This is a genomic window from Geothrix campi, assembly GCF_024609265.1.
Lineage (GTDB): Bacteria > Acidobacteriota > Holophagae > Holophagales > Holophagaceae > Geothrix > Geothrix campi.
In genome coordinates this window covers 1,155,131-1,179,662 of record NZ_JANHMP010000001.1, presented here as the reverse complement: position 1 = coordinate 1,179,662, position 24,532 = coordinate 1,155,131, and the positions used below count along the sequence as shown (strand labels likewise).

17 protein-coding genes are annotated in these 24,532 nt (G+C 68.3%); 5 read left to right on the top strand and 12 right to left on the bottom strand.

Going from position 1 to position 24,532, the window contains the following annotated elements; genetic code table 11:
* Nucleotides 1–15 precede the first annotated feature (15 nt).
* A complete protein-coding gene (xseA, locus tag NOV65_RS05420) occupies nt 16–1,332 on the bottom strand; it encodes an exodeoxyribonuclease VII large subunit (protein ID WP_257304960.1) in 1,317 nt (438 codons plus the stop codon).
* On the bottom strand, nt 1,329–2,114 hold the full coding sequence (locus NOV65_RS05415) for a hypothetical protein (RefSeq protein ID WP_257304959.1): 786 nt from the start codon (nt 2,112–2,114) through the stop codon (nt 1,329–1,331). The genes xseA and NOV65_RS05415 overlap by 4 nt, the downstream gene beginning before the upstream one ends.
* A gap of 124 nt (nt 2,115–2,238) precedes the next feature.
* On the opposite strand from NOV65_RS05415, the gene NOV65_RS05410 reads away from it, so the two are divergent.
* The 4 genes from NOV65_RS05410 (at nt 2,239) to NOV65_RS05395 (ending at nt 10,526) form a co-directional block, all read left to right on the top strand.
* Entirely contained in the window at nt 2,239–5,550 is a 3,312-nt protein-coding gene (locus tag NOV65_RS05410) for a S41 family peptidase (RefSeq protein WP_257304958.1), read from the top strand.
* Nucleotides 5,551–5,718: 168 nt separating this feature from the next.
* Nucleotides 5,719–7,344: an L-lactate permease gene (locus tag NOV65_RS05405; RefSeq protein WP_257304956.1), complete on the top strand. Its 1,626-nt coding sequence runs from the start codon at nt 5,719–5,721 to the stop codon at nt 7,342–7,344.
* Nucleotides 7,345–7,432: 88 nt separating this feature from the next.
* Nucleotides 7,433–8,578, top strand: a complete 1,146-nt coding sequence (locus NOV65_RS05400; RefSeq protein WP_257304954.1) for a glycerate kinase — start codon at nt 7,433–7,435, stop codon at nt 8,576–8,578.
* Nucleotides 8,579–8,651: 73 nt separating this feature from the next.
* Complete coding sequence (locus NOV65_RS05395; RefSeq protein WP_257304952.1) at nt 8,652–10,526, top strand: aldolase/citrate lyase/malate synthase family protein; 1,875 nt, start codon at nt 8,652–8,654, stop codon at nt 10,524–10,526.
* A 14-nt stretch (nt 10,527–10,540) separates the two neighbouring features.
* Here the strand turns inward: NOV65_RS05395 and NOV65_RS05390 are convergent, their stop codons facing one another.
* The 7 genes from NOV65_RS05390 to NOV65_RS05360 all read right to left on the bottom strand — a co-directional run bounded on the left by NOV65_RS05390 (nt 10,541) and on the right by NOV65_RS05360 (nt 19,991).
* A complete protein-coding gene (locus tag NOV65_RS05390; RefSeq protein WP_257304951.1) occupies nt 10,541–10,801 on the bottom strand; it encodes a hypothetical protein in 261 nt (86 codons plus the stop codon).
* Between the two features lie 134 nt (nt 10,802–10,935).
* A complete protein-coding gene (locus tag NOV65_RS05385) occupies nt 10,936–13,743 on the bottom strand; it encodes a M20/M25/M40 family metallo-hydrolase (protein ID WP_257304950.1) in 2,808 nt (935 codons plus the stop codon).
* On the bottom strand, nt 13,743–15,053 hold the full coding sequence (locus tag NOV65_RS05380; RefSeq protein WP_257304948.1) for a pyridoxal phosphate-dependent aminotransferase: 1,311 nt from the start codon (nt 15,051–15,053) through the stop codon (nt 13,743–13,745). Before NOV65_RS05380 ends, NOV65_RS05385 begins: the two co-directional genes overlap by 1 nt.
* A gap of 121 nt (nt 15,054–15,174) precedes the next feature.
* Nucleotides 15,175–16,491 carry a glutamate-5-semialdehyde dehydrogenase gene (locus NOV65_RS05375; protein ID WP_257304947.1) on the bottom strand — a complete coding sequence of 439 codons (1,317 nt, stop codon included), beginning with the start codon at nt 16,489–16,491 and terminating at the stop codon, nt 15,175–15,177.
* Entirely contained in the window at nt 16,488–17,336 is an 849-nt protein-coding gene (proB, locus tag NOV65_RS05370; protein ID WP_257304946.1) for a glutamate 5-kinase, read from the bottom strand. The genes NOV65_RS05375 and proB overlap by 4 nt, the downstream gene beginning before the upstream one ends.
* Nucleotides 17,337–17,533: 197 nt before the next feature.
* On the bottom strand, nt 17,534–18,943 hold the full coding sequence (locus NOV65_RS05365; protein ID WP_257304945.1) for a pyridoxal phosphate-dependent decarboxylase family protein: 1,410 nt from the start codon (nt 18,941–18,943) through the stop codon (nt 17,534–17,536).
* Between the two features lie 4 nt (nt 18,944–18,947).
* On the bottom strand, nt 18,948–19,991 hold the full coding sequence (locus NOV65_RS05360; RefSeq protein WP_257304944.1) for a M28 family peptidase: 1,044 nt from the start codon (nt 19,989–19,991) through the stop codon (nt 18,948–18,950).
* A gap of 119 nt (nt 19,992–20,110) precedes the next feature.
* On the opposite strand from NOV65_RS05360, the gene NOV65_RS05355 reads away from it, so the two are divergent.
* Complete coding sequence (locus NOV65_RS05355) at nt 20,111–20,503, top strand: OsmC family protein (RefSeq protein ID WP_257306016.1); 393 nt, start codon at nt 20,111–20,113, stop codon at nt 20,501–20,503.
* Between the two features lie 148 nt (nt 20,504–20,651).
* Here the strand turns inward: NOV65_RS05355 and NOV65_RS05350 are convergent, their stop codons facing one another.
* Genes NOV65_RS05350 through NOV65_RS05340 form a run of 3 tightly spaced genes read right to left on the bottom strand, consistent with a single transcriptional unit; the run spans nt 20,652 to nt 24,403 of the window.
* Entirely contained in the window at nt 20,652–21,938 is a 1,287-nt protein-coding gene (locus tag NOV65_RS05350; RefSeq protein WP_257304943.1) for an ABC transporter permease, read from the bottom strand.
* 2 nt (nt 21,939–21,940) lie between these two features.
* Nucleotides 21,941–23,167 carry an ABC transporter permease gene (locus tag NOV65_RS05345; RefSeq protein WP_257304941.1) on the bottom strand — a complete coding sequence of 409 codons (1,227 nt, stop codon included), beginning with the start codon at nt 23,165–23,167 and terminating at the stop codon, nt 21,941–21,943.
* 9 nt (nt 23,168–23,176) lie between these two features.
* Complete coding sequence (locus tag NOV65_RS05340) at nt 23,177–24,403, bottom strand: efflux RND transporter periplasmic adaptor subunit (RefSeq protein WP_257304939.1); 1,227 nt, start codon at nt 24,401–24,403, stop codon at nt 23,177–23,179.
* Between the last annotated feature and the right edge of the window lie 129 nt (nt 24,404–24,532).

The window sequence follows — 24,532 nt, the reverse complement described above, 5'->3', positions numbered from 1 at the left end:
GGCTGAAATTTGTCGTTATTCCAGCCGGGCCTTCCGCTCGCCGTCACGCCACCGAAGGCGCAGGGCGGCCCCGGCGGGCTGCGCCAGCGCGGCGGTGACGGGGCGCCCTACGGCATCCAGGGCCAGCACGAAACCCCGCTGCAGGGGCCCGGCGGGGTCGAGGCCCCGCAGGCGCTCCGCGAGCACCGCCAGGCGCTGATCCCGCCGTTGGAGCCCCCGCAGGACCGCCGGCGCCAGGGCGCGCTGGGCCTCGCGCACCCGCGGTAGGTCCATCTCCCCGGCGGCGCGGCCGGCGGCCTGCCCCAGGCGCTGGCGCAGCAGGGCCAGGCGCCCGCCTGCGGCATCGAGGCCGCGGCTGGGGTGGGCCAGGGCCAGGCGCTGGCCCAGGGTGAGCAGTCGGGAGCCGAGCGTCGCCACGGGATCCGCCCGCTGCAGGCCGTGGTCCGTCAGCAGGTTGAGCGTGGTCTCCAGGCCCCGCAGGCGCCAGGCGGTCTTGGCCGTCAGGGCCTCCATGCGGCGGCGCAGCTCCGCGCCCAGGGCCGCACGGTCCGGCGTGGCCAGCTCCGCGGCCTGGCTGGGCGTGGCGGCGCGGCGGTCCGCGGCCAGGTCCACCAGTGTCGTATCAATCTCGTGGCCCACGCCGGTGATGACGGGGATGCGGCACTCCACCACGGCGCGCACCAGCTCCGGATCATTGAAGGCCCAGAGGTCCTCCAGGCTGCCGCCGCCCCGCACCAGCAGCAGGGCCTCGCAGCCCCAGTGGGGATCCTGGAGTTCCTGGATCGCGAGGAGCGTCTCCGGCACACAGCGCTCGCCCTGGGCCGCCGCGGGGGCGATGAGCAGGTGGATGCCCGGCGCGCGGCGGGCCGTCACCTCCAGCACATCGCGCAGGGCCGCGCCCCCCAGGGCCGCCACGATGCCGAGCTTCTTCGGGAAGCGGGGCAGGGGGCGCTTGGGCCGGTCGAAGAGGCCCTGGGCGCGCAGATCCGCCTCCAGCGCCCGCAGCCGCGCCTGCAGGTCGCCCACACCCGCGGGCTCGCAGTGCGTCACGGCCAGCGTGATCGTTCCGCCCGCCACATAGAGGTTGAGGCTGCCCTTGAGCACCACCCGCTGCCCATCCGCCGGCTTGTGCTGGAGGAACCGCTGCTGCCCCGCCCACACCGCGCAGGACAGCGCCGCGCCCTCCTCCTTCAGCGTGAAGTACCAGTGCTTCCCCGAGCCCCGGAAATTCGACACCTCCCCCACCACGCACACCGCCGCGAACGGCGGTTCCAGCTTGGCCTTCACCTGCTCCAGCAGGCGCTTGACGGAAAGGGGCGCCGAGTCACTCATGGCTTGCGGAAGCGTCCCAGGCCCACCGTGAGTCCCGCGAAGAGGGTGTAGCGGGGCGCCCCTTGGGTCAGCCCCACATCCACGCCCGCATCCAGCACCAGCCGCTTCGACACCTTGTAGGCCACGGCCCAGAGATTGGAGGCGATGCGCGCATTCACCGGTGTGGCCTGCAGGGCGTACAGTTCGCCGGTGATGGACCAGGCGTCGTTGAGGTTGCGGGTGATGGAAACGGTGCCTGCGGTCTGAGTGGCACGGCCCCCACCCAAATCAGGAGTGAGCCCGATCCAGGACTCCAGCAGGTTCACATCGATGTGGTAGGGCCCTGCATCCCGACTGAACAGCAGGGTGAGAATGTCGATCGGGGCGCCATTGCCGAGGCCCTGAGTCGATGATGCAGTGGGGAAGGTGTGGGCCACCTGGATGGCCTGATCCATGCCGAACAGGCCATCGTGGAGGTAGCACCACTGCACGCCCAGGTTGAAGTCACCCAACCCCGAGGTTGCAGGTGCACCCGCGGGTTCCAGGCGCAGGTAGCCCGGAGAGGCAAGGCGAAGCTCCAGATCCTTCGCCAGGCCCAGTTTCAAGAGAGTGGGTGTTCCGAAGCTGGGGCCGTCATCGCGGAAGGTGCTCCGCTGGACACCCCATTCCAACTCCGCGAGCCCTGATTGCGTGGTGAGAGCCGGATTGGCAAAGGTTGGCCGGTTGGGATTCACCTCAATGGGCGGTTCCTCTGCCCGCAAAAAGCCGGAGAGCATGAGGCAGAGGGTCAAGGGGATGCGCATGGCCAATCAGGCTAGCGGATCTGGGCCGGGCCGGGCCATCGGCCTGCGGGTTTTTGATGGCCCCGGTTGATCTACATCGTAATACTATGGCGACACATTCCATTCCACCATCGAGGTGATTCCCATGCCTGGACGCGCCCTTCTCCTCCGCTGCCTGGCCCTCGCGCTCGCCTGCCCCGGCGTCGCGCAGGCCCAGACAAAGTTGCTCCGCTTTCCGGATATTCATGGAGACAAGGTGGTGTTCACCTACGGAGGAGATCTGTGGACCGCCGCCGCCACGGGCGGTTCGGCTACGCGGCTGACGGCTCATCCGGGCCTGGAGCTGTTCGCGAAGTTCAGTCCCGACGGCAAATGGATCGCCTTCACGGGGCAGTACGATGGCGACGAGCAGGTCTACGTCATCCCCAGCGAAGGCGGCATTCCGCGCCAGCTCACCTACGATCCTGCCGCCGGGCCGCTGCCGCCCCGGGGTGGCTACGACCACCAGGTGGTGGGCTGGACACCGGATGGCTCCAGCGTGCTGTTCCGCGCCGGCAACGATGGCGATGGCGTGCTGAGCCGCACGGCCCTCTATACCGTGAGCCTGAAGGGCGGGCTGCCGACGAAACTGCCCATGCCCACGGCCGGGCCCGGCTCCTTCTCGCCGGACGGCAAGCGCATCGCCTACGCGCCCATGTTCCGCGACTTCCGCCACTGGAAGCGCTACCAGGGCGGCTGGGCGCAGGATCTCTACGTGTTCGACCTGGCCACGAAGCAGCAGAAGAAGATCGCCGCCAGCCCCCGCACCGAGCGCGATCCCATGTGGATTGGCGACCAGGTGTATTTCTCCTCGGACCGCGACGGCAAGCTGAACCTCTACGCCGTGGATCCCGCCACGGACGCCGTGAAGCAGCTCACCTTCCAGAAGACATGGGATGTGCGCTGGCCCTCCAGTGATCACCAGTCCCGCATCGTCTACGAGCTGAACGGCGAGCTGCACGTGATGAACACGCAGGACGGCAGCGACAAGGGGATCGCCATCGCCGTGCCCACGGATGGCGGCGCCTCCCGGCCCACGCGCATCAGTGTTGAGAAGAACATCGAAGGCTTCGCCCTGTCGCCCAAGGGTGAGCGCGCCCTCTTCGTGGCCCGGGGTGACGTGTTCACGGTGCCCATCGAGAAGGGCCCCGTGCGCAACCTCACGAACAGCTCCGGCGCCCACGACCGGCAGGCCCGGTGGTCACCGGACGGCCAGAAGATCGCGTTCATCTCGGACATGAGCGGCGAGGATCAGGTCTACCTCGTGGCCCAGGATGGCAAGGGGAAGGCCGAGGCGCTGACCTCGGGCCTGGTGGGCCAGCTGAATGCGCCGCTCTGGGCGCCCGGCGGCAAGCACCTGGCCTTCACGGACAAGGATGGCGTCGTCTACGTCCTTGGCGTGGCCGATCGCAAGCTGGTGAAGGCGGCCAAGGATCCCCTCGGCCGGGTGGGTGATCTGGCCTGGTCGCCGGACAGTCAGTTCCTGGCCTTCTCCCTCTCCAACCTGAATGGCACGCGCAGCCTCCAGATCTGGGGCCTGGCGGACCAGCAACTCCACCGGGTGACCGGCGAGTTGTTCCCCGTCACCGAGCCCGCCTGGGATCCCGAGGGCAAGTATCTCTACGCCCTCAGCCGCCGGGACTACGCGCCGCAGATCAGCGACCTTGAGTTCGACTACGCCGGCAACCGCAACACGGATGTGGTGGCCTACGCCCTGCGGAAGGACGTGGCCCATCCCTTCCCGCCGGAAAGCGATGAGGTGGGCGCCGCGCCGGATAAGAAGGAGGACGGCGAGAAGAAGGACGATAGCAAGAAGGCCGACAAGCCGGCCGAAGCCAAGGCCCCCGTGGCCGTGCGCATCGACTTCGATGGCTTCGAGCAGCGTGGGGTGCGCGTGCCCGTGCCTGCGGACAACCTGGGCGGCCTGGAGGCGGTGAAGGGCTTCCTGCTCTACAGCAAGGGCCAGCCCTTCGTGTACGGCGAAATCAACGGCCGCCGGCCCGCTGGCGCCAGCCTCTGGATCTTCGATCTGAAGAAGCGCCAGGAGAGCGAACTGCTACCCGAGGCCCAGGGCTGGGTACTGAGCCAGGACGGCACCAAGATCCTGGCCCGCGCCGGACAGGGCCCCACGGCCACGTTCCAGCTCATCGATGCCAAGCCCAAGGCCACGGAGAAGAGGACGGTCTCCACCAAGGATCTCTTCGTGGACCGCATCCCCGCCGAGGAATGGCGCGAGGTCTACGACGAGACCTGGCGGCGCTTCCGCGACTTCTTCTACGTGAAGAACATGCACGGCTATGACTGGCAGGCCTTGCGCGAGCAGTACCGCCCCTGGCTGCAGCACGTCACGCACCGCTCGGACCTGACCTACGTGCTGACCGAGCTCATCTCCGAACTGAACATCGGCCACACCTACACCGAGGGGGGCGACCAGTTCCTGCCCGAGCGCGCCAAGGTGGGCCTGCCCGGCGCTCGCATCGAACTGGATGCCGCGGCGGGCCGCTACCGGCTGGCCCACATCTACCGGGGCCACAACGAGGAACCCAAGTACCGCAGCCCGCTGACGGAGGTGGGCGTGGATGCCCGGGAGGGCGACTACATTCTCGCCATCGACGGCGCGGAACTGAAGGCGGACGACAGCCCCTACCGCCTGCTGCGCAACAAGACCTTCACGGTGACGCTGACGTTGAATGGCAAGCCCACCTTCGAGGGCGCGCGCCAGGTCAGCTACCAGCCCATCCAGAGCGACGGCAGCCTGCGCTACCTGGACTTCGTGCTGCGCTCGAAGGAGACCGTGGACAAGCTCAGCGGCGGGAAGGTGGGCTACCTCCACATTCCCGACATGGGGGCGCCCGGCCTGTATGAGTTCATCAAGTGGTACTACCCGCAGATCCGCAAGGAGGGCCTGATCGTGGATGTCCGCGCCAACGGCGGCGGCAACATCAGCCAGATGATCATCGAGCGCCTCAGCAAGAAGCTGCTGGGCACGCGGTTCGGCTTCGGCAGCGACGAACCGTCAACCTATCCGTCCACCGTGTTCCACGGCCCCATGGTGGCGCTCACCAGCGAGACGAGTGCCAGCGATGGCGACATCTTCCCCTACTACTTCCGGTTCGCGGGCCTCGGCCCCCTCATCGGCAAGCGCACCTGGGGCGGCGTCGTGGGCGGCGGCAACACGCCGCTGATCGACGGGGGCAGCGTGTTCGTCCCGCGCTCGGGCACCAACGCACCTACGGGCGAATGGATCATCGAAGGCGAGGGTGTGTCCCCCGACATCGAAGTGGAGAACGATCCCGTCTCGATGCTCGCGGGCCACGACCGCCAGCTGGAGCGGGGCGTGCAGGAGGTGCTGAAGCGCATGGCCGAGAAGCCCATGCACCTGCCTAGGCGGCCGGCGGACCCCGTGAAAACAAAATAGGTCTGGTGGTCTAACCACCCAGATTTGCACCGGAATAATCCACCACAGCATTTGTTGCCACAAGGACCGGGATCCTCTAGATTTCTGTCCAGGTGGCAACAAATTGTTTTTGGCTTGGTGGTCAGACCATCGCACGGTACTGTTCTGCAACCGATTCGGAGGTCGACAATGTATTTGAGCATCCTCGCAGCCACGCTGCCCCTCATCGTTCTGCTCATCGGCATCCCGCTGCTGATGAAACCCGCCGCGAAGGTGGCGCCCGTCGCCCTGCTGGTGACCGTGCTCGCGGCCATTCTCGTGTTCCACTTCCCGGCCAAGGTCACGGTGCTGGCGGCCCTCCAGGGTGGTCTCACGGGCATCTTCCCGATCATGTACATCCCCTTCGGCGCGCTGGTGGTCTACAACGTGCTGAAAGCCACCGGCTGGATGGACAAGATGCAGGGCGCCATGGCGAACCTCACCGTGGATCGCCGCGCGCAGGCCCTGCTCATCGCCTTCGGCTTCGGCGCCTTCCTCGAAGGCATCTGCGGCTTCGGCGCCCCGGTGGCCATTCCCGCCAGCATCCTCATCGGCCTGGGCTACAACCCGATGATGGCGGCGCTGGTGTGCCTGGTGGCCAACACGGGCCCCGTGCCCTTCGGCTCCCTCGCCATCCCCACCGTGACGCTTGCCAAGACCACGGGCCTGGATGTGATGAAGCTCTCCCAGATGACGGGCCGGTTCATGGCGCCCCTGGCGCTGATCATGGCCTTCGCCACCGTGTATGCCATGTCCAAGTCCAAGGGTCTCAAGGGCGCCCTGGGTACGATCCTGGTGTCGGGCCTGAGCTTCGCCATCACCGAGTTCCTCGTCTCCAACTTCATCGGCGCGGACCTCACCTCCGTGCTGGCCGGCCTGGTCTGCCTCGTGGCCACCGCCATCTACCTGAACTTCCAGAAGCACGCCCAGCCCTGGCTCTTCGAAGGAGAGGCCCCGGCCACCGAGGAGCGGCGCGAGTTCCATGCGAAGGAACTGTTCCTCTCCTGGCTGCCCTACCTGCTACTGGCCGTGCTCGTCATCGCCGTGAACCTGCCCAGCACCAAGCCGCTCTTCAACGGCAGCGCCCCGGGCTGGAAGTGGGTGCTCCTGAAGGCCCAGATCTACAACCCCGGCAAGCTCTATGCGTTCACCTGGCTCCAGAGCCCCGGCACCATCATGCTCATCGCTGGCCTCATCGCCTTCCCCTTCATGGGCATCAGCTACGGCGTGATGGGCGAGCAGTTCGGCAAGACCTTCAAGCAGATGATCCCGTCCTTCATCGCGGTGGCCAGCATTCTCGCCATCGCCGAAGTGATGAACATGGCCCTGCCCATCATCGACCCCAAGACCAAGCTGGCGGTGGTCGGCGATCTCGCCACCAAGCAGATCTCCATGGTTGCCACCATGGCCAACGGCATCGTCGCTCTGGTGAGCAAGCACGTGTATCCATTCCTGAGCCCGCTCTTCGGCACCCTGGGCGTGTTCCTCACGGGCAGCAACACCTCGGCCAACGCCCTCTTCGGCAACCTGCAGAAGCTCACCGCCCAGGGCATGGGCCTGTCCGACATCCTCATGGCCTCGGCCGGCAGCGCGGGCGCCTCCGCGGGCAAGATGATCTCGCCCCAGAGCATCGTCATCGCCGCCACCGCCGTGGGCCTGGCCGGCAAGGAAGGCCTGATCATGCGGCAGACCATCAAGTACACGATCCCCTACGTGATCCTGCTGGGCCTCATGGTCTTCGGCTTCGCGTTCCTGTTCCCGGGGCTCGTGCCCTGACCTGCTGATCGACAGCCGCCAAGACGCGTGAGCGTCTTGGCGGTCTTTTCAAATCTTTGAGTGCAACATCTGTATGTGAGGTGGGCCCATGCGCATCATCGTGGCTCCGGATTCCTTCAAGGGCAGCGTGTCGGCCCTCGGTGTGGCCGAGGCCATGGAACGCGGCATCCATGTCGTGTTCCCGGCGGCGGAAGTCCTCAAGGTGCCCATCGCCGATGGTGGCGAGGGCACGGTAGAGGCTCTGGTGGCGGCCACGGGTGGGCGGCTCCTGCACACGGGCGTGCGGGGCCCCCTGGGCGATCCGGTTCGCGCCCACTGGGGTATCTCCGGCGACGGTACCACCGCGTTCATCGAGATGGCCTCGGCCTCGGGCCTGCCGCTGGTTCCCAGGGACCGCCGCGATCCGCGCAACGCCAGCACCTTCGGCACGGGCGAGCTGATGAAGGCCGCCCTCGACGCGGGCTTGCGTAAGCTCGTCATCGGCATCGGCGGCAGCGCCACCAACGATGGCGGGACGGGCATGGCCCGGGCCCTGGGTGTGCGCTTCCTGGATGCCGAGGGTCGCGATCTGCTCGAAGGCGGCGCCGCCCTGGCCCGCCTGGCGCGCATTGATCTTTCGGGCCTGGATCCGCGGCTGGCCCAGGCTAGCGTCCTCGTGGCCTGCGATGTGGACAATCCCCTCTGCGGCCCACGGGGCGCCTCGGCGGTCTACGGCCCCCAGAAGGGCGCCACGCCGGCCATGGTGCAGGAATTGGACGCGGCCCTGGGCGTCTTCGCGAGTGTGGCCACCGCCGCCACGGGCCGGGAGGTCGCCCTCCTTCCCGGGGCCGGCGCCGCCGGCGGCCTGGGAGCGGGCCTGCTCTTCTTCACGCCGGCCAGCCTGCGGCCCGGCGTGGCCATCGTGTTGGAGACCACGGGCTTCGAGGCCCTGGTCCAGGGCGCGGATCTGGTCATCACTGGCGAAGGACGCACGGATTTCCAGACCGCCATGGGCAAGGCCCCCGTGGGCGTGGCGGCGGTGGCCAAGCGCCATGGCGTACCGGTGATCTGCATCGCCGGCGGGCTGGGCGATGGCGCGGACGACGTGCTGGGCCACGGCATTGACGCCCTGGCCACCACCGTGCCCCAGCCCATGACCCTGGAGGACTGCATGGGCCAGGGCGCCGCCCTGGTGGAGGCCGCGGCCGCTCGGGCCTGCCGCCTCGTGAAGGTGGGCATGGCGCTGCGGGGTTGACGTCCGGTAGCCTCCCCCGATCGGCGAGAATGGTTTCACTTGTCCCCTACAGTTCCCCTGAGCGGAGACTCCCATGACGACGACCCTCGAATTCCGTGACGCCGTTCTGCCCACCTATCCGGATGTCTACACGCCGGAGGTGCTTCGCGCCCTGGAGGTGCTGGCGCCTCTGGACGAGCGCCGCCGCGCGCGCATGGCCGCGCGGACGGCCCGCCGCAAGCAGCGTGCGGAGGCGCGCGAGCGCATCGCCTTCCTCGACCCCGAAGCGCTGATCCCGGGGACCCAGATCAAGGTGGCCGATGCTCGCGCCGGGAACTTCGACGGCGCCGTGATCCCGCCCGATCTCACCCGCCAGTGGATCCAGGGCACGGGGCCCGCCACCAAGCCGCGCTCCGATGTGCGCTCCGGCATCCGCAACGTGGCCTACGCCCTGCTGTCCGGCGCGGATGGCTGGATGTTCGACGGCGAGGATGCGCTGGGCCAGGTGGACACGATGTCGCTGGACAACCACCGCAACCTGAAGCTCGCCATCGCCCGGGATCCGCTCTTCCTGGAGGTGGCCGAGGAGGTCGCCGGTGAGATGAACCAGTGGGCCCAGGGGTTCTTCGGCAACCCGATCATCGCCGATTGGCGCCAGCAGCTGGACTTCACCACGCTGCTGTACCGGTGCCGGGGCCTCCACCTGGAGGACCGCCACCTCCGCCGCGCCGGGCACGGCTTCTCCGCCTCCATCGCGGACCTGGTGCTCTTCGTCGTGAACAACCACGAGCGATTGCGGGCGGCGGGCCGCAGCATCGTCCTCTACCTGCCCAAGATCCAGACCGCCGAAGACGCAGCCCTCTGGAACGACATGCTGCTCGCCCTGGAGGCCCACCTGGGCCTGCCCGTGGGCACCATCAAGTGCTACGTGCTGGTGGAGCAGCTGGAGCAGTGCTTCCAGCTCATGGAGATCCGAGCGGCGCTGGCGCCCCACTTCGTGGGCTTCAACACGGGCCGCTGGGACTACATCAACAGCGTGTCGGACGCCCTGGCCTGGGATCGCGAGTTCGTGAATCCCAACATCCAGTCCATCACCATGACCTACGGCTACATGCGGACCTACGAGGACCGGGTGCGCCGGGCCATGAACACACCGGACCGGAACGGGCGCTGCGCCCTCTGGCAGGGCGGCATGGAACCCAACATCCCCGTGGGCAGCGAAGCCGGCGTGGCCGCCAGCATGAAGCGCGCCGTAGCCGGTGCCGAGCGCGAGCAGCGGGAGGGTGCCTCCGGCAAGTGGGTGGCCCACTGGAAGATGGTGCACATCGTGCGGCCCGTCTGGGAGCGGGTGGGCCAGGAGAACCAGATGGGGCGGGCTTTCCCGGCGCTGACCTACGGGCCCGAGGATGCCGCGGGCCTGATGCAGCTGGAGGAGGCGCCCCGCACCATCGCCGGCGCCCGCGACCTGCTTTCCGTGGCGCTCCAGTACGGCAATGCCTTCCTGCGGGGCTTCCAGGCCGCCGCGCTGAAGCCCGCGGACTTCTTCGGCAACGATGATGTGCTCTACCTCATGGAGGACATGGCCACGGGCGAGATCCGGCTGTCGATCCTGTGGGAGTGGCTCCACAAGGGGGCCGTCTTCACCGAGGCCGACGCCGCCACGGGCACTGCCGCCGGGGACGCCTTCACGCCGGTCCTCTTCGCCCGCCTGCTGGAGGAGGAGTACGCCAAGCTCCGCCAGGCCAGCAACCGCGATGTCCACGATGATTCCAAGGACACCACCCTCCCCGTGGCCCGGACCATCGTCCAGGCCTACGTCCAGAGCAAGGTCAAGGCCCCCTGGTACGTGGATCTGCTCAACCTGAACCTCGGGGTCGAGCACCTGGCGGAAGCCGAGAAGCGCATCGCCACCTTCCTCGAGACCTTCAAGAAGGATGGCACCCGGATCACCGAGAACCTGGATTTCTGAGGGAAGGGTCGAAGCTACGCGACGGCGGGGCGCTTCCGAACGATGGCCCTGGCGCAGTCGGGGCAGACGCCGTGGGTGAGGGCGGGACCGGCGCTCTCCAGGAGCGCTGGCTCCGCCGGAACCCATTCACCCTCGTCGGTCCGGATCTTCCGGCACCAGCCGCAGACATGGACAAGGCCATCCCGGGCGCGGAGGGCCGCCAGGCGGGCGGCGGCCTGGTGATGGAGCATGGTGTTCAGGCGGGCGGAGGTTGTCCGGCCCAAGGTGCGGCGCATCGAAGCGATCTCCTGGGCTTCCAGTGGACCAGGACGATCCCATACCGAAGGCCATCCTCGATGATGGGGGTAAGAAGCTGTTTTGACAGTGACCTTGGGCACGACCACCGGGCCTACCTGCGGTCAGGCGGCGGTCAGGCCTTCAGTTTCGCCGCGAAGGCGTCCAGGGCCCGGTAGTAGGGATCGATGCTGGGGATGTAGTGCCGTTCGCCAGCCGCGTGGGGGCCGATGCCGGTCTGGCCCCAGACCACGCCCTGGCCCTTGGGGGCGAAGCGCGCTGAGGTGCCGGCGCCCTTGCGGCCGATCCGGACGTCGCCGCCCGCTGCTTCGATGCCCGCCAGCAGGGCCTGCAAATACGGGTTCTCCGGATCGCAGGCAATGCCGGGTTCCCAGGCGGAGGGCACGAACTCCAGTTCCCGCTCGGCGGCCAGGGCCTCGATGGCAGCGCGCAGGCTCGAGATGTCGTCCTGGGGGATGGGGCGGATCTCCACGCCCAGGGCGCCGCGATCCGGCGTGATGTTGTAGACGCCGGGCGTGCCCACCTGGATGTAGGCGAACCGGGCCAGGGACTGCCAGCCATCCGACGCCTTCAGGGTGAGGCGCTTGCCGAACAGTTCGCGCAGGGTCTCGCGGGCGCCCAGCAGGCGTTCCGTGAGGTCGCTGCCACCCGCCAACCCACTGTGGCCGCGGGTGCCGTGCGCCACCAGCTCGAAGCGGAGCACGCCCCGGTTCTGGGTGCAGACCTCGCCCCAGAGCTCGGTGCCCTTCTCCCCGGTGCGTTCGCCGGCCACGAAGAAGGCCGGTTCATAGCCCGACTCCTCCTTGAGCTGCTTCAGGACGTGGGGCGTGCCCATGGGCTCCAGCTCGCCGTTCTCCTCGTTGCCCAGCAACAGCAGGTTCACGGGCGGGTAGGGGGCGCCCTTCTTGAGGGTGTCCTTCATCCACACGAGGTACGTGGAAAGCACGGTCTTCATGTCCGCCGCGCCACGGCCCCAGAGGTAGTCGCCCTCGACCTTCGGCTCGAACTGGATGTCGTCGGGCTCCGGGGCCACCACGTCGAAGTGGCCGCACAACATGGCCGGGGCCTGCTCGCCGCCGGGGAAGTGGGCCAGCACGGCCGGGAAGGTGGCCTGGTCGAAGTAGCGGACGGGCACCCCATGGTTGCGCAGGTAGTCGTAGATGAAGGTGGCCGCCCGGTGGATCTCGGGCATGCGCTCCTCGGGGCAGGCGGTGACGCTGGGGATGCGGATCAGCCGCTGGGAGACGGACAGCACTTCCGCGGTCTTGGTCGCGAAGCCGGAGTCCACCAGCTTCTCGGGCCGGGGCCGGAACCGCACGGGAGCCCGGGGATCCAGATGCACTTCGTCGCGGGCGTGCTCCACGAAGTCCTGGAGCTTGTTCTGCTCCGCGCCGAGATCCGCCAGGTGAGCGGTGACGGTCTCCACCTCGTCGCGGACCTGGTCCTTCCGGGCCTCGGCCAGCTCGACGAGCAGGGCGCGCGGCACGATGTCCGAGGTGCCGAGCTTGGCCTTCAGGCGCTGGCGCATCTTCTCAGCGGTGCTGGGCGCGCCCTCGACCATCTCGCGCAGCGGCTGGAGGTCCTCCCAGAAATCGAGGGCCTCGGCCAGGGGGCGCAACTGGTTGAGCGTCCAGGCCAGGAAGACGCGCATGGCCACGGGCTTGGCGGTGAGAGGATCCTCGATGACGGCATTCAATCCTTCGCGGGCCGCCAAGTCTTCGTTGCGGCGGGCCCGGGTGATGTCCTCGGCGTCGTAGCGGAAACCCCGCGCGAAGTCGGGATCCGCGTAGAAGCGGAGCAGCAGCAGGTGCTTGAGGGTGAGGTTCGCCACGTCGAGAGCCAGCTCGTGGCCCGGATCGTCGGTGCGCACTTCCACGCGGGCCATGGGCAGGTCGATGCGGGCGAAGAGGTTCTGCCGCTCGATCTGCGCGGCCATGTCCTCCACGTTCCGGGTTTCGCCGGCGGCGAAGAGGCCCCGGGCGTAGATGTCATGCAGCTGGTCGCTGGTGACCTGGATGAGGCGCTCCACCGGCTCGACCTGGGAGCGGGCGCGCACGGGGATCCAGTTGTTGTTGCCGAAGCGGATGCCGCGCCGGACCAGATCATAGGACAGGCGCAGGTAGTCGGCATGGCTGCGGTTCAGGTCCGGCACATCCAGGGCGGGCGGGTTCGGGAAAGTGAGATTCCGCACCGATTCATAGGGTGTGAGTCGGACGACGGGCTTGCCGTCCTCCTCCGAGGCCTGGAGCGGTGTGCTGGCGCTGGTGGCGATGAAGAGCGCCGCGAAGGCCCGCATGAGCCGGGTGCCGGTGATGTAGACCTTGTTCTTGTAGGCGTCCAGGTGGTTGTCGCCGCGCTGGGCGTCGGGCAGGTGCATGAAGTCCCAGGCCAGCATGGGTTCGGGCAGGCTCAGGTTGGAGTGGGTGCCGGCCGTGGCCAGCTCGGTGCCGTAGATCTCGACGCAGCGCTGCAGGTAGCGGCGCTTGGCCAGGTGCCAGGACATGGGCACGCAGTCGGGCCCGATCTCCGGCAGCACGAGCAGGTTGCCGTGCCAGTAGTGCAGGGGTTCCCCGAAGGCGCGGCCCGCCTTGTAGAGGGCGTTGATGAGGGCGGCCTCCAGCAGGCGGCCTTCGTACACCGCGCCCTTGGGCGTGTGGTAGGGCCGCGTGACCCACTCGATCATCCAGTGGAAGACCTCCAGCTGGTGGTATTCCTCCGTCCAGGGGGCCAGCACCTTGGTCCGCAGGTGGTCCACGAACGACATGCGATCCGGCCCCGTGCCCACGGTGAGCAGCGGGCGGAACTGCGGATCCACCAGGTTCCACTCCAGCTCCAGCCCGCAGAGGCCGCCCGAGGGGCGGGTCTCCAGGGCCGTCTGGCGCGCCAACTGAAACTTCTCGACGAAGGCGTTCAGGTCGAACACTAGCCCTCCAGACTCTTCAACGCCGCCACCAGCCGCTCGGCGGCGCCCTGGGTGCGTTCGACGGGGGTGGCGTAGGAAAAGCGGATCCACTCGGCGCCGTAGGGGCTGAAGAACGCGCCCGGAACCACGGCCACGCCGTGCTCCTCGGCCAGGTACTGGCCCATGGGTTCGGAATCGACCCAGCCTTTGGCCGCGAAGGAATCCGCCACCTTGATGAAGGCGTAGTAGCCCTGGCCGATGATGTGGGTGAGCTTCTGCTCTTTCAGGTAGCCGCGCAGCCAGGCGCGGCTGGTGCGGGTGGGGCCGGCGATGGGGGCGCTGGCGGTGGCGAAGCCCTTCTCGTAGGCGGCCATGGCCACGGCCAGGCTGAAGAAGGAGGGGATCACGGTGTGCGAGGCCTGGGCCACGATGACCTTGACCACCTCCGCGTCCGCCAGCAGATGGCAGTTGCGGATGTTGGAACCGCCGAGGCTCTTGGTGAGGCCGTCGAGCACCATCAGGCGCTTGCGCAGCGCGGGCTCGAAGGCGCGCAGGAGGACATTCACGTCGTAGGGCTCGCCATCCCCCACCGCGTGGTACATCCAGTCGAACAGGACGTAGGCCACACCGGCTTCCAGCGCTGCGCGCGCCAGGGCAATCTGGCGCTCCAGCGTGAGGGTCTGGCCCGTGGGGTTGTCCGGGCTGGTGATGACGAGGCCCGCGACCTTGCGGTTCGACTTTGCGGCTTCCGTGACACAGGCGCGGATGCCGTCCTCGGTATAGGCCCAGCCTTCCTCCGCCCGGCCCGGGGCCCACATCACATTGGCGCCGATGCCGTACGGCCCCCAGTTGTAGCTGATCCAGGGCACGCGGCTGACGACGACCACATCGCCCTGGCGTCCGTGGCCCAGGGCCAGCATGGCCTGGTAGGCCTTCTGCAGGCCATCGCGGCCGCCCTGGGTGCCGATGACATTGGCCGTGCCCCAGCCCGTGTCCGGCGCCAGCTTCCAGTAGGTTTCCGCCACGCTCTTGCGGTAGGCCTCGGTGCCGAAGGGCATGTCGTAGGCGGTGCCGTGCTGCTTCTGCAGCTCGAAGGCCCGGTCCAGCAGCGCCTCGGGCACGCCGGGGAGCGAGGCGCCACCGTCGCCCTGGCTTGCGTCGAAGACCGGCACGCCGGGCTGCTTCTCCTGGAAGACCTTCAGTGACTTGTTGATGAGGAACATGCGGGAGGCGGGAATCGGCGCCAGCTGTTTCAGGTGGTCACTCACCGGGACGAGATTGGCCTCAGGCACGGCGAAGGCGGGCGTTTCAGGGGAGAGAAGGGCAGCCATGGATCCTCCCGATACGAAAATGTCGCCCCTGCGGCAACCCGGGGGCGACAAGCATTGGCTAAGATTACCAGTCCAGGCCATGGGCTCAAGTTATAGAACCTTATATATCAATAACTGATGGTTATAGCCCGCCGGTGAAATCGAGGTGCCTGAAAGGCCGTGCGGCAGGGCCGGAATAGCCCTCCACGCAGTGTCCATGCCCCAGGAGGAGGTACCGGTAGCTGAGCAGGCCTTCGAGCCCCACGGGCCCGCGGGCATGGATGCGGCCGGTGCTGATGCCCACCTCGGCGCCGAAGCCGTACCGGTAGCCGTCGGCGAAGCGCGTGGAGGCGTTGTGGAAGACGCCCGCCGCATCCACCTCGGCCAGGAAGCGGGCGGCGGCCGCGTGGTCCTCGGTCACGATGGCCTCCGTGTGGCCGCTGCCGTGGGCGCGGATGTGGGCGAGAGCCTCGTCGTGATCCGCCACCACCTTCAGGGCCAGGATGGGGGCGCCGTACTCGGCATCCCAGTCCGCCTCGGTGGCCGTGCCGAGGGTGGGCACCAGCTCCAGGCAGGCGGGACAGCCGCGCAGTTCCGCGCCCCGCGGGACGAGATCCGTCGCCAGGGCCGGCAGCAGGCGGGCCGCGGCCCGGCGGTGGATGAGGACCGTCTCCACCGCGTTGCAGGCCGCCGGGTACTGCAGCTTCGCGTCCCGCACCAGGGCCACGGCCATGGCGGTGTCCGCGGCCTGGTCGAGGTACATGTGGCAGACCCCGTCGGCATGGCCCAGCACAGGGATGCGGGTAGCGGCCTGGAGGCTCTGCACCAGCTCCCGGGAGCCGCGGGGGATCACGAGATCCACCAGATCAGGGCGCTGCAGCAGGACCGCCACGGCCTCGCGATCCGGCAGGCCCTGGACCGCCCCTTCCGGCAGCCCCTCCTCCGCCAGCGCCTGCCGGACCAGGGCCAGCAGCGCGGCGTTGGAATGGCGGGCCTCGCTGCCGCCCTTGAGTAGCGCTGCGTTGCCGCTCTTGAGGGCGAGGGCGCTGATCTGGATCAGGGCGTCGGGCCGTGCTTCGAACACGACACAAAGCACGCCCAGGGGGCAGGTCACCCGGGTGAGCTCGAGGCCGTCATCCAGCAGCCGGCGCAGCTGGACCCGGTGGAGGGGATCGGGCAGGGCCGCCACGGCGCGGACCCCCTGAGCCATGGCGGCCAGCTTGGGGGCATCCAGGTGGAGCCGCTGGAGGGTGGCGGCGGGAAGAGTGTCTCCGGCCGCGCGGACATCTTCGGCATTGGCCGCCAGGAGGGCGGAGGCCTGCCGCTCCAACAGGTCGGCCAGCCGCAGGAGCACCGCCGAGCGCAGCCCGGAGGCGGTGGTCGCCAGGCGCCGCGACGCCGCGCGGGCAACCTGGGCCATGGCCTGGACCTGGAGGGGGCTCAAGGAGGATTCGCTCATGACTGGACTCCCCTGGGGGCGGCGAGGAAGAGGGTGCCGATGGGTTCGCCGGCGAGAATCCGATCGAGCACGCCAGTCACGAGGCCCGAGGCCAGCACCACGGGCACTCCGGCGGCGGCGGCGGACCGGGCCGCCGCCACCTTGCTGACCATGCCCCCCCGGCCGCGGCCCGAGGTGCCGTCGAGCCTAGCCTGGGGATCGGCTCCGAACGGGATCTCGGCCAGGGGCGTCGCATCCGCGTGCAGGCCCGGGTTCCGTGTATGCAGCGCAGTCACGTCGGAAAGGAGGATCAGGAGATCGGCCTCGAGATGCGCGGCGACCAGGGCCGACAGATGGTCGTTGTCGCTGAAGATCGGCCGCCGGCCAGGGGAAGGGCGCTCCAGTTCCAGGGTGGACACCGTATCGTTCTCGTTGAGCACGGGGATCGCCCCCAGTTCCAGCAGGGTCTCCAGCGTCCGCCGGAGATTGGCGTGGCGGAGGGGGTCGGCGAAGTCGTCCTCCGTGAGCAGCACCTGGGCGGCGCACAGGCCCATGCGGGCGAAGCCCTCCTGGTAGATGGACATGAGCTGCCCCTGCCCGGCCGCGGCGCAGGCCTGCTTCTGCGACAGGCCCTCGGGTTGGATGCCGAGCTGCCGGGCCCCGAGCCCCACGGCGCCGGAGGACACCAGCACGGGCTGGGCCCCCTGCCGGCGCAGGGTGGCCACGGTTTCCATCAGTCCGTACAGCCGGCTCAGGGCCGGGCGCCCCTCGGCATCCAGCACGACCTGCGTGCCGAGCTTCAGCACGATGCGCCTGGCCCTGGAGAGGCTGGCGCGGCCTGTGGCGGCTTCGGTTCTGTGGGGCATGGGACCTGCCGAAAGCAAAACCCCCGGGCTGGTGGGCACCGGGGGCGGGTGAGCGAATGGATGGACGACGGACTCAGACCCCTCCCACCGGAATGCCGGGGATGGGCTGGCTGGGGATCGGGTTGAGGGTCGCGACAGGAATCATGGTGTGCCAAGTGTGCCGAAGCAGGGCGGCAGGCGCAATGGAGAATGGCGGATCAACCCGCCGCCAGCTTCAGGGCCTCCCACACCGCCTCCACGTGCCGCCGCTCGGTGGTCTCCGCGCCGATGCTCACGCGGAGGATCTGCTTCCCCTTGAGCAGGGCGGGGGTGAGGTAGGCCTTGCCACCCTCGTTGATGCGGCGGGAGATCTCCAGGTTGTGGACGGCGAGGGCGGTCTCGCCGAGACCCGGCTGCCGGTGGCGAAGGCACACGGTCTGGAGGGGCACCGGGGCCAGGCGCTCCCAGTCCGGGGCGGCGTCCACCTGGTCTTTGAGCCACTGGGCGTTCGCGAGGTCGCGCCGGATGCGGGTCTGGAGGCCCTCCACGCCCACGTCCATGAGGTAGAACCAGAGCTTCAGCGCCCGGAAGCGGCGGCCCAGCTGGATGTGCCAGTCGCGGAAGTTGCTCACCTGGCCGTCCTGGGCCGTGCGCAGGTAGCTGGGGTTGGTGCTCATCACGCGGATGAGGTGCTGGGGATCGCGCACGTAGTAGGCGCTGAGATCGAAGCCCACGCCCATCCACTTGTGGGGGTTGAACACCAGGCTGTCGGCCCGCTCGATGCCCTCCCACATCCAGCGGCACTCGGGCAGCACCATGGCCGTGCCCGCCAGGGCCGCGTCCACGTGGAGCCACATCCCATGCTGTTCGGCGAGGTCCGCCAGGGCCGGCAGGAGATCCAGGGCCGTGGTGCCCGTGGTGCCGATGGCCGCCACCAGGGCACAGGGGCGCAGGCCGATCTCGATGTCCTTCTCGATGGCGGCCTGGAGCAGATCGAGCCGGATGGCATGGTTGTCATCGGTCGGGATGAGCCGCAGGAAGCTTCGGCCGAAGCCCGCCAGCAGGGCCCCCTTCTCGATGGAGCTGTGGCCCTGGTCCGAGGCGTAGACCACCAGGGGCGCCTCGCCGCTCTGGAGACCTTCGGTATCCTGGGCGTAGTCCGACGCCCTCTCCCGGGCGCAGAGCAGGGCCGTGAACGTGGCGGTGCTGGCGGTGTCGTGGATGACGCCGGTGAAGGCTGTGCTCAAGCCCACCATCTGGCGCAGCCAGTCCATGACCACTTCCTCAACCTCCGTGGCCGCGGGGCTGGTCTGCCAGCTCATCCCCTGGGCGCCGAGGCCCGAAGCGGCAAGGTCGCCGAGGATCGAGCTGTAACTGGTGTTGCTGGGAAAGTAGGCGAAAAAGGATGGATGGTTCCAGTGGGTGATGCCGGGCAGCACATCCCGCTCCAGGGCCGCCAGGGCCTGGGCGACCCGGCCCCCGTGCAGGGGCGGGTGGTCCGGGAAGGCGGCCCGGATCTCGCCGGGCTTCACCTGGCTCATGACAGGCAGTCGCTCGAGGTTCTCGCGGTAGTCCGCGATCCAATCCACGAGCTGGTAACCGAGGCGGCGGAATTCTTGGGCGTCCATCTCTCTAGTGTGCCCGTTTTGCGAGCCGAGTCACGGCGGCATGCACGCCCTGGACCACCTGAGTCATCCGGGCGTAGTCGAGGCGGTCGGCCGTGTCGTTGGCTGTGTGGTAGTCGGTGTTCCGGTAGAAGGCGGTGTCGGTGATCATCACGGCGGTGAAGCCCTGGTCCCAGTAGGGGTAGTGGTCCGAGAAATCCATGCCGGGGATCCAGCGGGGGCCGTTCAGGGACACCACGGGGAGGGCGGTGGTTCCCAGCAGCGCCGTCTTGACCTGCCGGGTCAGGCCGATATCCCCAAACCGCCCGGCCACCAAGACGAAATTCCCCCGGTCGGGGTAGAGGGAATCCAGGAATGCGGAGGGGTAGCGCTGGCTGTTGGGGACCTCCGTGAACCGGCCGACCATCTCCAGGACGATCACGGCGGTCACCTCGGCCCGGGTTTCCTTCAACAGGCGGGCGTGCCGGGCACTGCCCATCTCCGACGTGCAGAAGAAGGGGGGCTCCTCCAGGGTGTAGGCCACCAGGTCCACGCGCTGAACCGGGGCCGACCGACCGAACGCCTGGGCCAGTTCCAGCAGGCAGGCCACGCCACTGGCATTGTCATCCGCGCCCGGCTGCTCGCCACAGGCGTCGTAATGGGCGCCCACGACCACCCGGGGACCGTTCTCCGGGCCGAAGGTCGCCACGATGTTGGCGAAAGGCCGCTCTCGCACCGCGAAGGTCTGTCTGGAGACCCGGCCACCCGCCTCCTGGAAAGCGGCGGCGAGGTAATCGGCCGCCCGCGCCAACCCGGGGCCCCGCCAATCCCTCGGCAGGCACGTCTCCGACAGGTAGCGCACGTGGGTTTCCAGGCGCCCCGCCTCGACCGCGATGGCCGGCTCCTCTGGTGGCTTGAGGAGGAGGGGCTGCGTCGCCAGCACGGCCGCGCCGGTCCCGAGACCGAGCAGAACGAGGGCCAGTCCGGCCAGCACCTTCCAGCGTCGGTGGCGGTCCCAGGTCCGGAAGGTCTCCGGTATGGCGGATGGATCGGGGCTCTCCGGAATGGGCATGGCGCCAGTGTCCTACGGGAGCGCGGGCAAGGGGAGAGGCTTCCAGTGCGCTGCAGGTGGCGCTGGGAGGCGCCACCTGGCGACAATGGGGGCCTGTATCAAGGAAGGTGCCCGTGGAGATGATCATCGACTTCCCTGGTGGTGCGCGGGTGGACGCGCACTTCGGCCCCTTCACGGTGCAGACCGACCAGCCCGCCCAGGCGGGCGGCGAGGGCTCCGCCCCGACGCCCTTCGCGCTGTTCCAGGCCTCCCTGGGCACCTGCGCCGGCATCTACGTGCTCAATTTCTGCCGGCAGCGCGGCCTGTCGTCCGAGGGCATCCGCCTCGTCCAGCGGACCATCCCCGACCCGGCCACGAACATGGTGGCCCAGGTGGAATTGGAGATCCAGGTGCCGGCCGATTTCCCCGAGAAGTACCACGAGGCCCTCGTCCGCACCGCCAGCCAGTGCACCGTGAAGAAGCACATCGAGCATCCCCCGGCGTTCAGCGTGAAGACCGTGGTCAAAGGCTGAGGTAGATTTCGGAGAAAGGCCTACTCGTAGCGGAGGGCCTCGATGGGACGGGGCCCCATCCGCGAGGCAGGGCCGAGCGGGAGGGCGCGCCGGGGGCGCGTCCGATCTGGGGGTTGTCGGCGGAGCCGCGGGATCCAGAGGCCCGCAGCTACTCGTAGCGGAGGGCCTCGATGGGATCCTGCTTCGCGGCCTTGAGCGCGGGCCATAGCCCGAAGATCAGGCCCACGGCGGTGCTCACGCCGAAGCCCAGGACGATGCTCCAGATGGGTGCGGCGGCGGGGAATTCGAAGACTAGGCGCACCAGCATGGCGATGCCCAGGCCCACGGCGATGCCCACGGCGCCGCCCACGCCCGTGAGGCTGATGGCCTCCACCAGGAACTGCATGGCGATGTCCTTGCGCGTGGCGCCCAGGGCCTTCCGGACGCCGATCTCGCGGGTGCGCTCGGTGACGCTCACCAGCATGATGTTCATGACGCCCACGCCGCCGACGAGCAGGGCGATGCCGGCGATGAGGATCATGGCCCCGGCGATGCCGCCGGTGATCTGCTGGAAGGTCTTGAGCTGGGCTTCGCTCGTGAAGATGGCGAAGTCGTTGGGCTGGTTGGCACGCAGCCCACGCCGGGCGCGGAGGATGGCCACTTCCTGATCCATCATCTCGTACATGCGCTTCGGATCCTTCGGCACGGTGGCGATGTGGATGGTGTCGCCGCCCCCGTTCTTCACCTGGGGGAACATGTCGTCGAAGGTGCTGATGGGGATGATGAGGATGTTGTCGGCGTCCCCGCCGAGGAAGCTGCCCTTCTTCTCCAGCAGCCCCACGACGTGGAAGGCGGTGCCGTTCACCAGCACCGTGCGGCCGATGGGATCCTTGCGGCCGAACAGCGCGGTGGCTGTCTCGGGCCCGAGGATGCAGGCATGGGAGGCGTGGGCAATGTCCGCGTCCACGAGGAAACGACCGTCCTGCACGAAGGAGTTGTTCGACGGCGCGTAGTCCGGGTTGGTGCCCACGAAGGTGGGTCCATTGGCCTCGGTGCCTTCGGGCGTCTTCACCGTGAGGGAGGCGCCCGCCGCGCCGAACAGGTAGCGCTCCTGGGAGACTGCCGCCGCCAGAGTGGAGGTGAGCTTGAGCGCCTCGGCATCCTCGATGGTGAGGTCGCGGCGGCGCTTCTGATCCTCGGGCAGGGGGCCACCGCCGCCGAACCGCTGTTCGTATTTCTGGAATTGCACGAGGGTGGTGCCGAAGCTGCTGAAGCTGTCCGTGACGGCGTTGTTGAAGCCCGACACGAAGCTCACCATGGCGATGACCGTGGCCACTCCGGCCACGATGCCCAGCAGCGTGAGGAAGCTCCGCAGCTTCTGGGCCACCATGGCGCGGAAGGCGAACTTCATGTTCTCGGTGCCGATGCCCCGGAATCCTGTCTTCCGCGCAGCCATGGTCACTCCGCCCGGATCGCGTCGATGACGACGAGGTTGGAGGCGCGGTAGGCGGGCAGGAAGCCCGCGGCTAGGCCCACGAGGGTGCTGAGGAGGATGCCCGTGAGGACGATGCCCGGCGTGATCTGGGCCGGGAAGTCCGCCAGGGCGCGGATGGTGAAGGCGCCCGCGGAACCCACCAGCACGCCGACGACGCCGCCCGCGGCGGAAAGCAAGGCGGCCTCGAGGAGGAACTGGTGCCGGATGTCGCGCTTCCTCGCCCCCAGGGCCATGCGGACGCCGATCTCCTGGGTGCGTTCGACCACGCTCACCAGCATGATGTTCATGATCACGATGCCGCCCACGCCGAGGCTCACGCTGGAGATGAGCATAAGCAGGAGGAACGCCGCGCTGCTGATGGTCTTCCACAGCTGCTGCAGACTCTCCTGGGTGATGATGCCGAAGGGATCGGGGTTGCGGAAGCTGGTGTGCCGCATGGCGCGGAACATGGCCCGCACCTCATCCATGGAGGCGTCGAGCCCCTCCACACCGCCCCGGGCCTTGATGTGGAGTTCCAGGCTGTCGTTGGCGGCCATGAAGTTCTTCCGGTAGACCTGCAGCGGGATGTAGATGCGCCCGTCCTGGTTGAAGCCGATGCTGCGCCCCTGCTTGGGCATGACGCCGATGATGCGGAAGGGGAGCCCCCGGATGAGCAGGATCCGGCCCACGGGATCCAGGTGCGGGAACAGCTCCTCCCGGGTGTTCGCCCCGATGACCGCCACGGCCTGGGCCGCCTGGTTCTCGTTCTCGCTGAAGTAGCGGCCCGATTCCATCTCCAGGTTGAAGAGGCTTCCGAAGTTCCCCGTGGCCCCGATGACGATGATGTCCGGCAGGCGCTTGTCGCCCGAGTTCACGGGCATGGCGTTGCCCGCGGCCGCGGAGACCTGGATAGCCTCCTTGAGCATGCCGCTGGACAGACGCTCGTACTCGGACCAGGTGATGGGGGGGCGCTTGAGGGCATCCAGGAATTCCTTGCGGCTCCGGATGATGCCGAACTTCTGGACGATGAAGACGTCCGGGGCCAGGACGATGATCTTCTCCTTCACGTAGGTGTTCAGGCCGGAGATCACGCCCACCACGGCGACGATGGTGGCCACGCCGATGATGACGCCCAGCAGCGTGAGGAAGCTGCGCAGGGTGTGCGCCCGGATCGCCCTCAGGGAGGCGCGGAGAAGTTCGGTGGGGTTCATGGTCGGGTCTCAGGACTTGGTTTCGTCCTTGTCCTTCTTCTTCGCCTTCTCCACCCGGACCGCCTCGTCGCCCTTGAGGTCGCGCAGCGCCCGGTTGGGGCCGGTGATGAGCGTTTCGCCACCCTTGAGGCCGGAGAGCACCTCCACGGAGAGGTCGCCCATGAGGCCGGTCTTCACGGCCACGAACTTGGCCTTGCCGCCCTGCTGAAGGAACACGCCCTCCTCTTCGCGAGGGGCGCCAGGCTTGCGGGTCTCGCCGGGCTTCAGCTTGATCTCGCGCATGACGAGGGCCTGGAAGGGGATGGCCAAGGCCTGGTCGCGGCTGCCGGTGAAGATATCCGCCTGGACCGAGAGGCCGGGCTTGATGGTGAGGGGCGGATCCTTGATCCAGATCTTCACCTTGAACTTGGTGGCTTCATTGGTGCTGAGCTTGAGGATGGGACTGCCGCCCACTTCCGTGACCTGACCCTGGAAGGTCTGGTTTGGGTAGGCGTCGATGCGCACCTGGGCCTCCTGGCCCAGCTTCACGCTGGGGATGGAGGCCTCGTCCACCTCCATTTCCGCTTCCACCTTGCTCATGTCGGAGACGGTGAGCAGCACGGTGCCGGGCTGGTTCTGGATGCCGGGCACGGCGGTCTCGCCCAGCTCGATCCGGCGCGCCGTGACCACGCCGTCCATGGGCGCGGAGATGGTGGAGAAGCCGAGGCCCACGTGGGACTGGCTCACATTGGCCTTCGCCTGCTCCGCGCGGCGGCGGGCTGTCTCCTGCGCGGCTTGGGCCGTGTCGAAGGCGGTCTTGGCCCGTTCGAAATCCGCGGCGGAGATGATGCCCGCGGCGCGATTGGCCTTGGCCCGCTCAAAGTCGGAACGGGCCTGCGTGAGGTTGGCTGTGGCGGAGATCAGGTCCGACTGGGCCGCGTGCAGATTGGCCTGCATGGCATCTGCGTTCGCGCGGGCGCTGCGGGGGTCGATCTCCATGAGGAACTGGCCCTTGTGGACGCGGTCGCCTTCCTTGACGGCCAACCGGGTCACCTGGCCCATGATGCTCGCCGAGATATCCGCCTTGGTCACTGCCTGGACTTTGCCGTTGGCGCTCACCTTGGCCTGGAGGTTTTCGCGACCGACCGTGGCCACCTGGACGGCGATCCCCTTGTCGCGCATGCCGGCGATGCTCAGGCCGCCGATCACAAGGACCGCCAGACCTCCGCCGAGGATCCACATCTGCTTCCGCTTCATGTCAAAGGCCTCCCCAACGGGCTGAACGTATCTATATCTTCGCGCAGATAGCCAAGGGGTTTAGTGGCCTCGGATGTCGTTAATGGAATCAATTTTCATTGACTCCATCCCTTAATTAGAAAATGATTT

Bases quoted from the DNA above. Each gene is read 5' to 3' on its own strand.
- xseA (WP_257304960.1), bottom strand. From the start codon at position 1,332: ATGAGTGACTCGGCGCCCCTTTCCGTCAAGCGCCTGCTGGAGCAGGTG.
- NOV65_RS05415 (WP_257304959.1), bottom strand. From the start codon at position 2,114: ATGCGCATCCCCTTGACCCTCTGCCTCATGCTCTCCGGCTTTTTGCGG.
- NOV65_RS05410 (WP_257304958.1), top strand. From the start codon at position 2,239: ATGCCTGGACGCGCCCTTCTCCTCCGCTGCCTGGCCCTCGCGCTCGCC.
- NOV65_RS05405 (WP_257304956.1), top strand. From the start codon at position 5,719: ATGTATTTGAGCATCCTCGCAGCCACGCTGCCCCTCATCGTTCTGCTC.
- NOV65_RS05400 (WP_257304954.1), top strand. From the start codon at position 7,433: ATGCGCATCATCGTGGCTCCGGATTCCTTCAAGGGCAGCGTGTCGGCC.
- NOV65_RS05395 (WP_257304952.1), top strand. From the start codon at position 8,652: ATGACGACGACCCTCGAATTCCGTGACGCCGTTCTGCCCACCTATCCG.
- NOV65_RS05390 (WP_257304951.1), bottom strand. From the start codon at position 10,801: ATGCGCCGCACCTTGGGCCGGACAACCTCCGCCCGCCTGAACACCATG.
- NOV65_RS05380 (WP_257304948.1), bottom strand. From the start codon at position 15,053: ATGGCTGCCCTTCTCTCCCCTGAAACGCCCGCCTTCGCCGTGCCTGAG.
- NOV65_RS05375 (WP_257304947.1), bottom strand. From the start codon at position 16,491: ATGAGCGAATCCTCCTTGAGCCCCCTCCAGGTCCAGGCCATGGCCCAG.
- proB (WP_257304946.1), bottom strand. From the start codon at position 17,336: ATGCCCCACAGAACCGAAGCCGCCACAGGCCGCGCCAGCCTCTCCAGG.
- NOV65_RS05365 (WP_257304945.1), bottom strand. From the start codon at position 18,943: ATGGACGCCCAAGAATTCCGCCGCCTCGGTTACCAGCTCGTGGATTGG.
- NOV65_RS05360 (WP_257304944.1), bottom strand. From the start codon at position 19,991: ATGCCCATTCCGGAGAGCCCCGATCCATCCGCCATACCGGAGACCTTC.
- NOV65_RS05355 (WP_257306016.1), top strand. From the start codon at position 20,111: ATGATCATCGACTTCCCTGGTGGTGCGCGGGTGGACGCGCACTTCGGC.
- NOV65_RS05350 (WP_257304943.1), bottom strand. From the start codon at position 21,938: ATGGCTGCGCGGAAGACAGGATTCCGGGGCATCGGCACCGAGAACATG.
- NOV65_RS05345 (WP_257304941.1), bottom strand. From the start codon at position 23,167: ATGAACCCCACCGAACTTCTCCGCGCCTCCCTGAGGGCGATCCGGGCG.
- NOV65_RS05340 (WP_257304939.1), bottom strand. From the start codon at position 24,403: ATGAAGCGGAAGCAGATGTGGATCCTCGGCGGAGGTCTGGCGGTCCTT.